General features: G+C 68.9%; 9 protein-coding genes. 5 read left to right on the top strand and 4 right to left on the bottom strand.

The window, feature by feature from the left end; all coding sequences use genetic code 11:
- The first annotated feature begins 34 nt into the window (after positions 1–34).
- Positions 35–1,000, top strand: coding sequence for a WxL protein peptidoglycan domain-containing protein (locus ACWF0M_RS01205; protein WP_452233566.1), 966 nt, complete (start codon positions 35–37; stop codon positions 998–1,000).
- A gap of 97 nt (positions 1,001–1,097) precedes the next feature.
- On the top strand, positions 1,098–2,435 hold the full coding sequence (locus ACWF0M_RS01200; RefSeq protein ID WP_452233565.1) for a hypothetical protein: 1,338 nt from the start codon (positions 1,098–1,100) through the stop codon (positions 2,433–2,435).
- Between the two features lie 108 nt (positions 2,436–2,543).
- Here the strand turns inward: ACWF0M_RS01200 and ACWF0M_RS01195 are convergent, their stop codons facing one another.
- Positions 2,544–3,248, bottom strand: a complete 705-nt coding sequence (locus ACWF0M_RS01195) for an NUDIX hydrolase (protein WP_452233564.1) — start codon at positions 3,246–3,248, stop codon at positions 2,544–2,546.
- Between the two features lie 68 nt (positions 3,249–3,316).
- Between ACWF0M_RS01195 and nadA the strand changes: the two genes are divergently transcribed.
- Positions 3,317–4,297: a quinolinate synthase NadA gene (gene nadA / locus ACWF0M_RS01190; RefSeq protein ID WP_452233563.1), complete on the top strand. Its 981-nt coding sequence runs from the start codon at positions 3,317–3,319 to the stop codon at positions 4,295–4,297.
- A complete protein-coding gene (gene nadB, locus ACWF0M_RS01185) occupies positions 4,294–5,805 on the top strand; it encodes an L-aspartate oxidase (RefSeq protein ID WP_452233562.1) in 1,512 nt (503 codons plus the stop codon). Before nadA ends, nadB begins: the two co-directional genes overlap by 4 nt.
- Here the strand turns inward: nadB and ACWF0M_RS01180 are convergent.
- From ACWF0M_RS01180 to ACWF0M_RS01170, 3 genes are read right to left on the bottom strand one after another with little or no spacing between them, the layout of a single operon-like run.
- On the bottom strand, positions 5,784–6,737 hold the full coding sequence (locus ACWF0M_RS01180) for a TAXI family TRAP transporter solute-binding subunit (RefSeq protein WP_452233561.1): 954 nt from the start codon (positions 6,735–6,737) through the stop codon (positions 5,784–5,786). The two genes, nadB and ACWF0M_RS01180, sit on opposite strands and share 22 nt — an antisense overlap.
- A complete protein-coding gene (locus tag ACWF0M_RS01175) occupies positions 6,734–8,110 on the bottom strand; it encodes a sensor histidine kinase (RefSeq protein ID WP_452233560.1) in 1,377 nt (458 codons plus the stop codon). Before ACWF0M_RS01175 ends, ACWF0M_RS01180 begins: the two co-directional genes overlap by 4 nt.
- Positions 8,107–8,763 carry a response regulator transcription factor gene (locus ACWF0M_RS01170; RefSeq protein WP_452233559.1) on the bottom strand — a complete coding sequence of 219 codons (657 nt, stop codon included), beginning with the start codon at positions 8,761–8,763 and terminating at the stop codon, positions 8,107–8,109. The genes ACWF0M_RS01175 and ACWF0M_RS01170 overlap by 4 nt, the downstream gene beginning before the upstream one ends.
- A 246-nt stretch (positions 8,764–9,009) precedes the next feature.
- On the opposite strand from ACWF0M_RS01170, the gene ACWF0M_RS01165 reads away from it, so the two are divergent.
- Complete coding sequence (locus ACWF0M_RS01165) at positions 9,010–12,243, top strand: LamG-like jellyroll fold domain-containing protein (RefSeq protein WP_452233558.1); 3,234 nt, start codon at positions 9,010–9,012, stop codon at positions 12,241–12,243.
- Positions 12,244–12,278: the final 35 nt, after the last annotated feature.

Here is a 12,278-nt window from a genome sequence, read left to right as displayed (position 1 = left end):
GGCGCCCACCCCGGTCCCTTTCAGAAGGACGAGTATGCGCAGAGCACTCGTGACGCTGCTGTTGGCGCTGAGCGCGGTGGTTGTCGGCGTACCTGCCGCGGCCGCGGACGACGTACCGTGGTCGGTCGGCACCGCGGACAACGGCTACGGAACCAAGCGGCCGAACTACAGCTACACGACCAATCCGGGCGGACAAATCCAGGACGCACTCGTCGTCGCGAACCACGGTACGACGCCACTCGGGCTGGCGGTGTACGCCGCCGACGGGTTCACCAACGACCGCGGCCGGCTCGATCTCCTCGCGAAGGACGGGAAGTCGACGAGCGTCGGTGCCTGGGTCCATGCCGCCCGGGATCAGGTGACCGTGCAGCCGGGGCAGTCCGTCCAGGTGCCGTTCACGCTGACAGTTCCCGACGATGCCACGGCCGGCGATCATCTCGGCGGCATCATCACCTCGCTGACGCAGGCCGGTGAGGTGGATCGACGGCTGGCCATCCGCATCCGGGTGCGCGTCAGCGGCGAGCTCAAGCCGAGCGTGACAGTCGACGACGTGAAGCTGCGGTACTCCGGGACGTTCGGCAAGAGCGACGCCATCGTCACCTACACGGTCCGCAACACCGGCAACGCCATCGTGTCGGCACGCCCGTCGGCGTCCGTGACCGGACTGTTCGGGACTGCACAAGCCGAGGCCGACGACACGCCGCCACTGCTGCCCGGCGAAAGCTGGACAGTCTCCACGACGGTGCACGGAGTCGATCCCTCGCTCCGCCTGACCGGGAAGGTCACGCTGCTCCCGCTGATTACGGACGCTGCAGGATCGACCGGCACCCTCGACACCGTCGCGGCCGTTGCGCACACATTGTCGATCGTGTGGTTGGTCCTGATCCTCCTGCTCGTGCTGTGCGCGACTGCCGCCGCGCTCCTCCTCATCCGGCGGCGCCGGCGTCCTGCCGATCCCGCCGTACCGGCAAACCCCGCGGAGAAGGCACCCGTCTCCTGACCGGGAGCAGGATCGCCGACGGGTGGTCCGGTCCGAAGTGGACCTCCTGGTCGGCAGGGCGCGGTGAACCGGCGGGTGAGGTGGGAAGGTCTCTTGTATGGCCTCGCATCTGCTTGCCGTTCTCGGCGATGGCGAGCTCGTTGAGCTCGATGCCGACCTCGCCCGGGCCGCGGTCACCGCGCTCGTGGTGACCGCGGTCGATCCCGGTGGCGTGCCGCGCGCGAAGTTCGTGCCGCGCGAGAAGATCGCGGAGGCGCACCGCTCCGGGCTGGGGGCAGCGCCGAGCTGGCACGTCTTCTGCATTGACAACGGCATCGCGTTCACGCCTGAGCTGGGCGTGGTCGGTGACCAGCGGCTGCGCCCCGACCTGCGCGCGCTGCGGGTGCTCGGCGGCGGCTTGGCCTGGGCGCCGGCAGAGTTCCAGGAACAGTCCGGCTCGCCCTCGCCGCTGTGCACTCGTGGCCGGCTACAGGAGACGGTGGGCGAGTTGGCGGCACTCGGCGTGACCGCGACCGTCGGCTGCGAGGTCGAGTTCGTACTCACCGCCGCTGACGGCGCGGCGCTGACCGAACGCCCGTGGAACTGCTACGGCCTGACCGCAGGCCTGGACCAGGAGGACTTCCTCCTGCGGCTGCTCGACGACTGCCGAACCGCCGGGCTCGACGTCGAGCAGTGCCATGCCGAGTACGGCGACGGCCAGTACGAAATCTCCTTCTCCCCCACGGATCCGGTCACCGCGGCCGACATGGTTGTCCTGGCGCGCATCGTGATCGGCCGCGCGGCGCGGCGCGCAGGGCTTGCCGCATCGTTCTCCCCGGTGCCGTTCGCAGGTGGTAGCGGCAACGGGGCCCACATCCATGTCTCGCTCGATCGCGACGGTACGCCGATGTTGTCCGGCGGACCCGGACCGCACGGGCTGACCGTGGAGGGCGAGTCGGCGATCGGCGGCATCGTCGCCGGGCTGCCCGGCGTGGTCGGCGTCCTTGCCGGGTCCGTGCTGTCGGGTCAACGGCTGCTGCCCGGGCACTGGTCGGGCGCGTTCGTCTGCTGGGGACGGGAGAACCGCGAGGCCGCCGTACGTCTGTGCGCGGTCGAGGCAGGCAGCGCCAACCTCGAGGTCAAATGTGTCGACCCGTCCGCCAACCCCTACCTCGCGACCGCGGTCGTGCTCGGCTTGATCGTGGACGGACTGCAGCGCAGGACCCCGCTGCCGGCCGAGGCCATCACTCATCCGGCCGACGCGCAGCACCGGACGCTGCCTACCGATCAGACCGCGGCGCTGGACGCGCTCCGGGATTCGGCCCAGTCCGAACACATCCTCGGCGCCGGCCTCCTGTCCGCGCTGCTCGCCGTACGTCGGCACGAGGTGACCGCCTTCGAAGGCCAGGATCCGTCCGCAGTGGCCGACCGCTTGCGGTTCGCGTGGTCGGCGTGACAACCCGTTCGGGATCACGGTGCGCGCGATCTGCGCGCCGTTGCTCGACCTGCCGCGGCATTGCACCGCGGAGGTGCGGATCATGGCTCTGGCGCCGGGCCGTCGGCGTCAGCGTGGTGGGCGGAGTACTGCGAAGGGATCGGTGACGGTCAGCTCGCGGGCCACGAACTTGTAGACGGTCGCAGGACGGCCGCCGCTCTGGCCCGGGCTGGCTCGCCGTTCGGTGGGGTCAATCACGTGCCTGCGGGTCAGGACGCGGGTGAGATTGGTGGCGCCGAGCTCATAGCCGAGTGCGGCACCGAACAGATCACGTAGCTCCGCGATGGTGAACTCCAGCGGAGCCAGCGCGAAACCGATGTTCGTGTACGACAGTTTCGCGCGCAACCGGGCGACCGCGGCATCGATGAAGTAGTGATGATCGAACGCGGTCCGCGGCAGTTCGTCGACGGGGTGCCACTGCGTGTCGGACGGAAGGGCCGGCTGTACGTCGGACGGCACGAGGCCAAGATAGCCCGTCGCCAGCACGCGGGCCCGCGGATCACGATCGATCGCACTGTGCGTGGCCAACTGCTCGAGGTGCGCGACGTCGCGTACGTCGACCTTCGTCGCAAGGTGCCCGGTGATGGCGTCACGGAGCCGCTCTGTGGGCTCGACCCCGCCGCCGGGAAGCGCCCAGCGGCCGCGGTACGGGTCCTGTGCGCGTTTCCACAGCAGCACGCACAGCCTGCCGTCGCGAACGGACAGGACCACGGCGAGCGCCTCGTGCGGGTAACTGGGGAAGTTAACCGGATCACCTTTCTTGGCTGTGGGCACGAGGCCGATGGTAGCGTGCATCTAGTTATCGCCTCGGAAGCGAAAACTTCCCGAAAGAAGGATCTGTTGTGACTGTTGGTCAGCGCACGGCAATCAGCTGGCAGGAAGAGGTACGGCGCCTCGCCCAGGAGCGGGATGCGGTGATTCTCGCCCACAACTACCAGGAACCGGCGATCCAGGACGTAGCCGACCACGTCGGCGACTCACTCGCACTGTCGCGGATCGCGGCCAGTACCGAGGCGTCCACGATCGTGTTCTGCGGCGTGCACTTCATGGCGGAGACGGCCAAACTTCTCAGCCCCGGCAAGACCGTGTTGATCCCGACGGCCCAGGCGGGCTGCTCGCTGGCGGACACTATCGACGCCGACCAGTTACGGGCCTGGAAGGCCGAGCACCCCGGGGCGGTTGTTGTTGCCTATGTCAACACCAGCGCGGCCGTGAAGGCCGAGGCCGACATCTGTTGTACCTCGTCCAACGCAGTGGAGGTGGTGAACTCGATTCCGGCGGATCAGCCGGTCTTGTTCCTGCCCGATCAGTTCCTCGGCGCGCACGTCCGGCGACAGACCGGCCGGGACAACATCGAGGTGTGGATGGGCGAATGTCATGTGCACGCCGGCATCAGCGCGGCCGACCTGCGCGCTCAGGTAGCCGCCGATCCCGCGGCCGAAGTCCTCGTGCACCCCGAGTGCGGCTGCGCGTCATCGGCCGTCTGGCTCGCCGGCGTGGGTGATCTTCCGGCCGAGCGGACCCACATCCTCTCCACCGCCGGCATGTTGGAGACCGCTCGCGGCATGACAGCGAAGACGGCACTGGTCGCGACGGAGATCGGCATGCTCCATCAGCTTCGCAAGGTCAACCAGCAGACGACATTCCTGCCGGTGAATCCGAAGGCCTCGTGCCGCTTCATGAAGATGATCACCCCGGAGCTGCTGGTGCGGTGCCTGCGGGAGGGACGCGACGAGATCCAGCTACCGCCCGACGTCGTCGAGCGGGCACGGCGTTCGGTCGAGCGGATGGTTGCCATCGGCAAGCCTGCGGGTGCTCGATGACGCGCGTGGCCGATGTCGTTGTGATCGGCTCCGGCGTGGCGGGCATGTCCACCGCACTCGGTCTCGCGGCGACCCGTCAGGTGATCCTGATCAGTGCCGGCGACGGCAGCACGCCCTGGGCGCAGGGTGGTATCTCGGCCGCGTACGGCGAGGACGATCCACTCGACCACTGGCACGACACCGAGGTCGCGGGCGCGGGATTCTGCGATCCCCGGAACGTCCGCGCGCTGGTCGAGGAGGGACCGCAGCGGCTTGCCGAACTCATCGCTCACGGGGCGCGCTTCGACCGTGACGGTGCCGGTGCGCTGTCGAGGACGCTCGAAGGCGGCCACAGTCGTCCTCGGATCGTGCACGCAGGCGGTGACGCCACCGGTGCTGAGGTTCATCGCGCGCTCCTCAGCGCCCTGCAGCGAAGCAGCGTTCAGACGGTGACCGGGCGTACCGTCGGTCTGCTTCAGTCGGAGTCCGGAAGCGTGGTCGGGGTGCTCGTCGAGACGGGCACCGAACTCAGGCAGATCGAGGCGCGCGCCGTCGTACTGGCCACCGGCGGTATCGGCAACGCGTACCTGGCCAGCACCAATCCCGCGACGGTGCGCGGTGACGGGATCGCGTTGGCGCTGCGGGCCGGCGCGTCGCTGGTGGACATGGAGTTCGTCCAGTTCCACCCGACCGCGCTCCACACCGGTGAGACGAGCGGTCAGTTGCCCCTGGTCACCGAGGCTGTCCGAGGTGAAGGCGCCGTACTGCGCGACGTCCACGGCCGTCGGATCATGGCCGGACGGCATCCGCGAGCCGACCTGGCGCCGCGAGACGTCGTCGCTCGGGCGATCGAGGCGACGATGCGGCGCGACGGATCAGACCATGTCTGGCTGGATGCGACAGATGTCGCGCCGGACGTACTCCGGAAGCGGTTCCCGACCGTACTGGCCTCGTGCGCACGCATCGGCGTCGACCTGTTGTCCCAGCAGATCCCGGTCGCGCCGGCCGAACACTTCCTGTGCGGCGGCGTTCGGACCGATCGGAACGGCGCAACCGACGTACCCGGGCTGTACGCAGTCGGCGAGGTCGCCGCGACCGGCGTACACGGGGCCAACCGGCTCGCCTCGAACAGCCTGCTGGAAGGACTCGTCTTCGGGCGTCGCGTCGCAACTGCCCTGACCCTCGACCTCCCCGCGAAGGACCGCGGCCGCGCCCGTGAGCTCATGCTCGGCGATGATCGTCAACCGGAGCGGATTCGCACGATCCTCAGCAGGTACGCCGGCATCCGCCGCGACGGCGCCGGTCTGAACGCCGCCGCGGACGAGCTCGACACCATGGGCACCGGACCGCTCGCGACGGTAGCGCGGGCCGTCGTCGTCGCGGCGGCCGCACGACAAGACAGCCGCGGCTGCCACTGGCGTTCCGACCATCCGCACGCCGACGAACGATGGGACGAGCACATCGTCGTACGCCTCGACCAAGAAGGCCGCCCGACTACGCGCCAACTTCAGCCGTGGACGGTGCGGTAGCGCTCGGCCGCGCCCGGGTGGAGCTTCAACGGGCTGGTACCGATGAGTGAGTTCGGATCAAGGTAGTGCGCGCCGACCGCAGAGGCCGGCACGAGCCCCGCTGCACGCTTGACGAGCACATCGACGATCTTCGAGGCGACCGCACGGGGGACTTCAGGTCGGCAGATCAGCAAGTTCGGTACGCCGATCGTGCTGACCTGTTCGACACCGCTGTAGGTGCCGGCCGGGATCCGCGCCCTCTGGTAGACCACGCCGTACGCCGTGCGCAGCGTGGACAGCCAGCGATCGAGAGGCAGCAGGCGGATAGGCACCTGAGCGGAAAGATCTGACAGCCTCCGGGTCGGTACCCCACCGGACCAGAACATCGCGTCGATCCGTCCGGTGGCAAGCGCGTCAGCGGCGTCCGACAGATGGAGGTTGGCGATCACGGGGGCACGCTCGGCGTGCATGCCCGCTGCGATGAGAAGCCGGTTCGTGGTCAGCGCGGCACCAGCGCCTGGTGGCCCGGAGGAAATCCGCTTGCCGACGAGGTCAGGCAACTGGCGGACGGGCCCGGCCGCGCGGACCACGCACTGCAAATAGTTCTCGTACACCCTGCCGAGCGCGACAACCTCGCGAGACTGGGCCGCAGCATCGGCGAGGCAGATTGCCAAGTCTGCTGTCCTGAGGCGCAGGAGCTCGAGGTTCTGCAGGCTGCCGTCGGTCGACCGCACGTCGACGGCCCGGGCGACCTTTGCAGCCGTCAGCTGGGTGGCGAGGAGCTGTGCGAACTCCAGGTAGAACCCGCCACGCTCACCGCCGGCCACCACCAGCCTGTCCACGACGGGGCGATCAGAGCTGCAACCACCGACGAACGACGCTGGTCCGGCGGCTAGCAGAGCCCGCCGGGACAAGCGCAGCATGTCCTGCCGCGTACCTGCTTCGTCGCTCATGTCGCCGTCCGCAGGTCGACGTGAACCGCCAGGCCGTGTGGCGTCGCCGCCTCGATCGTGACCGTCCCGCCGGCGGCGCTCACCAGTTGGTCGACGATCGCCAAGCCGAGGCCGCTGCCTCGCGACGACTGGTGCTGATCGGCGCGCCAGAACCGCTGCGAGGCCAACTCACGTTGCTCCTGGGGCAGCCCTGGCCCGTCGTCGACGACACTCAGCCGGACGCCGTCCGCACCTGAGGGCTCGATCCGGACGATCACCTGCGCTCCGTCGCCGGCGTACTTGATCGCGTTGTCGACGAGAGCGCCGACGATCTGTCGCAGGTCGGTTTCGGTGACCGCCACCGGCGGTACGACGGCGAGATCGGCTGCCAGGTCGACACCGTTTTCGGCAGCGAGCAGCCGCCACGCTCCCACTTCACCGGGCAGCACCTCGGACACCACCGACTGCCCGGACACGGCATCCGGGCGCCGGCTCTCGGCCTCAGCAAGCCTGAGCAGATCGTTGAGCAGCGCTTCGAGCCGATCAAGGTCCTGCTGGATGCCGGCGAACCGCGGGCTGGACGGATCGCGGAGCTCCGAGGCCAGGGCGTCGAGCCGGAGGCGGACGGCCGCCAGCGGGTTCCGCAGCTGGTGCGACGAATCGGCCACCATCCGGCGCTGCATCTCCAGGGATCGTGTGACCGTGGCCGCCATGTCCGCGAACGATCTGGTCAGATGGCGCAGCTCCGGCGGGCCGGACGGCATCACAGCCGGGCCCGTCGTCGGTGTCTCGGCAAGGCCGACGACGGCCTCCTCGAGCCGCCGGACCGGAAGAACGACCCAGCGGGTCAGCAGGATCGCCAGCTCGAGGAGGAGCAGCTCGGCGGCGATCGCCCCGGTCACGATCAGCGCCCAGTCGCGCCGTACGCCGGAGATCGCCCGGCCGGCGTCGACGCGCAGCACGACTGCGCCGGCCAACTCGTGGGGGGTGCCGACGGGACGGGCCAGCAGATGCCGTGGCTCGCTCCACGGACGAACCGGGTCGAGGGTCGTCTGCGCAAGGTTCCGCGACGCGGATGCCAGGGTCTCTCGCACACCCGGATCGTCGAGGTCCAGCGAGCCGGTGGACATGACAGGGTGTCCGCTCGGGCCCACCAGCAGCAGGTCTTCGCCGTACACCTCGGTCATCCGGGACGCTTCGGCCTGCACGGTGGCCAGGTCGCCGGCATCCCTCATCTCCCTGGCCAGTGCAGCGAGCCGGTCAAGCGTTGCGACGCGGCTGAGCAACAGCGCCTGCGTGCGGGCCTGAGAGGTGGTCGCGAGCAGCGGCAGAACCAGTCCTGCAACTGCGACGAGGGAGAAGATCGTCAGCACGATCAAGACTCGCGTTCTCATGAGCCGAGTCGGTATCCGAAACCGCGGATGGTGGTGATCAGGCCGGGACTGCCGAGTTTGACGCGTAGCTGGGCAAGATGGACGTCGAGCGCCCGCGAGCTCGCCAGGAAAGCGTCGCCCCACAGCTCGTCGAGGATCACCTCGCGGCTCACCGCGGCACCCGCTCGGCGCGCCAGCGCCCCGAGCAGGTCGAACTCCTTCGGAGTGAGCGCGATCTCCCGCTCGCTGACCCTGACGCGTCGAGCGGTCAGGTCGATCACGACGTCACCCACCTCGACCGCCCCGGCCGGCAGTGAGCTCCGGGCGCGACGGGTGACCACCACGTCGATCCGGGCCAGAAGCTCGCCCAACCGCACGGGCTTCACCAGATAGTCGTCCGCGCCTAGCCGCAGGCCGCGCACCACCGACCGCTCGTCACCGCGCGCGGTGACGACCAGCAGCGGTACCTCGCTGACCTGGCGCAGCTTTCGCAGCACATCCAGCCCATCTCCGTCGGGCAGGCCGAGGTCCAGCAACACGACATCGGCCGAGCTGTGCCGAAGCAGCACGTCGGCGCCTCTGGAGACCCGATCCGGTTGGTGACCATGCGCGCCGAGGACGTCGACCAGCGCCTCACCGACGCTGTCGTCGTCCTCAGCAATCAGTATCCGCACAAGGAACATTTTGTCACCGAAACGGTCTCGGCGGAGAAATCCTTACGCGCACGTCTGTTGTCGGTACGCGCAGGATTGCGGGAGACCTCGTGGACGCGACAGTGCCGGATCGGCTTCCTTGACACGAGGACTCAGTTCTTCCTTCGTCGCCGGGAGGCCGTCATGCCGGACAAGCCCACTCTGTCTCGTCGCTGTTGCCTTGTCGGAGCCATCCTCGCCCTCCTCGGAAGTTTGCTGGTCGTCAGCATGCCGACGCCGTCTGCTGCCTCGACGGTGTCGGGCGAAGCACAGGCGCGGGACGTCGCCGCCAGGACAGGACGCCAGGTCGAGGTCGACACGCTGACCACCGAGACAGGCCAGGTGTTCGCCAATCCGGACGGTTCGTTCACCCGGCACGAGTCGGCGTTGCCGGTACGGGTACGCGGGTCGTCCGGGTGGGTGCCGGTGGACATGACGTTGCGGGCCAGAACGGACGGAACCGTAGCGCCTGTCGCCGGTCCGCTCGATCTGGCGTTCTCGGGAGGCGGCGAGACGCCTCTGGTGCGGCTTCGCCGGGACGGCCGCGAGCTGGCTGTCGGCTGGCCGGGCCGACTCCCCCAGCCGGTGTTGTCCGGCGACACCGCGACCTACCGGGAGGTCTTTCCCGGTGTCGACCTCGTGCTGACTGCCTCGACTGCCGGTCTGTCGCAGATCCTGGTGGTCAAGAACGCGGCGGCCGCGGTGAACCCGGCGCTCGGATCGCTGCCGTATCGCCTGACAGCCAAGGGTTTGGTGGTTCAGGCCACGGCGGCCGGTCTGACCGCGACGGATCCGGCCGGCGAGGTCGTGTTCAGTGGACCCGCGCCGTACATGTGGGATTCCTCCGGTCACGGGTCCGCCGTACAGCCCGGTGGCCGGGTTACAGCCGTCGGCGCCCGAGTAGCCGGGGATCAGCTGTCACTCGTGCCGGATCGGGCGTTGCTGACCGGCAAGACCACCCGGTTCCCGGTCTACATCGACCCGTCGTGGTCCGGCGTCAAGCAGGCCTGGACCCAGGTGTGGAGCAACTACCCGACCACCTCGTTCTACAACGGCGCGAACCTCGGAACTTCAGAGAAGGTCGCCCGGGTGGGCTACGACGGCACGGACCAGAAGCGCACCCGCTCGTTCTTCCAGTTCGACACCAGCGGCGTGAAGTACAAGCACATCCTGAAGGCCACGCTGCAGACCTCTGCGAACTGGTCGTGGTCATGCACGGTGCGCGAGGTGCAGGTGTGGGCGACCAACCCGATCTCGTCGGCGACGACCTGGAAGAACCAGCCGACCTGGGCATACCAGATGGAGAAGAAGAGCTTCGCGAAGGGCTTCTCGTCGTCCAGTTGCCCGGCCGGCGGGGTGGAGTTCAACGTGACCAGCCAGATCACGAACGCCGCGGCCAACGGCTGGTCCAACGTCACGCAGGGACTTCGGGCGTCGGTGTGGGCGGAGAGCCACAACGATTCGTACTCGTGGAAGAAGTTCGCCAACAACCCGAGCGTCACCATCGACTACAACACGATTCCCGATAACCCGGCCAACCTCACCACCGAAGGCTCGGCGTCGTGCGTGACGGGGGCCGATCGGTTGGTCGTGTCCACGGTGACGCCGACGCTTCGAGCGACCGTCCAAGACGCCGACAACTCGGTCCAGGCGCACTTCGAGTGGTGGACCGTCGACGGTACGGCCCCGGTCGGGGAGTTCGTCTCGCCGGTCGTTGCCGGCGCGACGCCGACGGTCGTGGCGACAACTGTTCCGTCGGGTGCCTTCGGCAACGGCGCGGTCGGCAAGTGGCGGGTGCGGGCCGAGGACGGCATCGATGTCAGCGCGTGGAGTTCATGGTGTGAGTTCGCCGTGGATGCCACGGTGCCCGAGGCGCCCACGGCGGTGTCGTCGGGGTTCCCGGACAACGGGCAGGGCGACGCGGTGATGGGGATCAGCCTGCCGGTGACGTTCGGCGCGAACGGGGAGTCCGATGTCGTCCGGTACGAGTACGCCCTGAACGGGACCTCGACTGCGCTGAACCTGACCGCGACGCCGTCACAGCCGGGTGGCGAGGCGACGGTTTCGGTAGTTCCGGATCGGTATGTGAACTGGGTGCATGTCCGCTCGGTCGATGCCGGGGGCAACCGTTCCGCGGTGGTGACGGCGGTGTTCTACGCAGGTCCGGCTCCGGGCCCGGTCGCCGACTGGGGGCTGGACGAGACCGGTGACGGCACCGTGGCGGTCGACTCCGCACCGGGCAAGCGCAACGCCACCCTCGGTGGCGGCGCGTCATGGGGCGACGGCCGGCAAGGCGGTGCCCTGACGCTCAACGGCACCACGGGGTATGCGGGGACAACCGGGTCGGTGGTCAACACGCTGAACTCGTTGTCCGTGTCGGGCTGGGTGCGGCTGACCGACACGTCGCACAACGCGGTGGTGGCCACCCAGGTCGGAAACCAGGCCAGCGCTTTCGCGCTGTACTACTCGAGCTCGTATCAGCGGTGGATCTTCAACCGCACCTCGGCTGACGTCGCCTCGCCGACCTACGTTCGGGCGATCTCCACCACGGTGCCCGCGGCCGACGGCAGGTGGGTCCACCTGGCCGGTGTGTACGACGCGCCGAACGCCCAGCTCCGGCTGTATGTCAACGGTGTTCTCGAGGCCACCACGGCGTACACCACGCCGTGGAGCGCGGCCGGCTCGTTCCAGATCGGGCGGTCGAAGGTCAACGGGATCTACGGCGACTACTGGCCGGGCGATCTGGACCAGCTGCAGGTGTACGACCGGGTGTTGCTGCCGGGCGAGATCCAGCAGGTGGCTCGGCGCGACGGCCACTGGCTGTTGGACGAGAGCTCCGGCACGACGGCCGGGGATGCCGCCGGGGCGCATCCGGCCACTTGGTCGGCCAGCGGTGTGTCCCGCGTGGCCGGCAAGACCGGCAACGCCGTGCAGCTGAACGGCACCACCGGTGTGTTGACGGCGTCAGGGCCGGCGATCCGTACCGACGGCAGCTTCACGGTGGCCGCCTGGGTGAAGCCGACCGCGGTCGGCAAGAACGAGGTCGTGATCAGTCAGGACGGCTCGCAGGTGAGCGGCTTCAGCCTCGGATACGCCTGGGACGACATGTACGGCGGTTACCGCTGGTCGGTGGCGATGCCGGTCGCGGACTCGGCCGCGGCGGAGGTGCACACGGCGGTCGGCCCGTTCGACGAGCCGGCGGCCGGCGGCTGGACGCACGTCGCGGGGGTGTACGACGCGAAGGCTCAGACGCTGCGGCTGTACGTGGGCGGCCAGTTCGTGGCCGAGACGTATCACCGCAGTGCGTGGAACGCGGCCGGGGCGGCACGCTTCGGAGCGGGGTGGACGTCGGCGGCCGGCCTCGGTGGCTTCTTCACCGGCGCCGTAGACGACGTACAGCTGTATTCCGGTGTGCTCTCGGATCAGCAGATCGCCGACCTGTACTTGCCGTCCCAGCAGTAACCCACTCGTGGTCACAGAGTTCCGCCCCGCTCGAT

Source organism: Kribbella sp. NPDC055110 (genome assembly GCF_053607525.1).
This window is presented reverse-complemented; position numbering and strand designations above follow the sequence as displayed.

What these genes read in the sequence shown, in the direction of transcription:
- ACWF0M_RS01175 (WP_452233560.1), bottom strand. Translation starts at nt 8,110, where the DNA reads ATGAGAACGCGAGTCTTGATCGTGCTGACGATCTTCTCCCTCGTCGCA.
- ACWF0M_RS01165 (WP_452233558.1), top strand. Translation starts at nt 9,010, where the DNA reads ATGCCGACGCCGTCTGCTGCCTCGACGGTGTCGGGCGAAGCACAGGCG.
- nadB (WP_452233562.1), top strand. Translation starts at nt 4,294, where the DNA reads ATGACGCGCGTGGCCGATGTCGTTGTGATCGGCTCCGGCGTGGCGGGC.
- ACWF0M_RS01205 (WP_452233566.1), top strand. Translation starts at nt 35, where the DNA reads ATGCGCAGAGCACTCGTGACGCTGCTGTTGGCGCTGAGCGCGGTGGTT.
- ACWF0M_RS01180 (WP_452233561.1), bottom strand. Translation starts at nt 6,737, where the DNA reads ATGAGCGACGAAGCAGGTACGCGGCAGGACATGCTGCGCTTGTCCCGG.
- ACWF0M_RS01200 (WP_452233565.1), top strand. Translation starts at nt 1,098, where the DNA reads ATGGCCTCGCATCTGCTTGCCGTTCTCGGCGATGGCGAGCTCGTTGAG.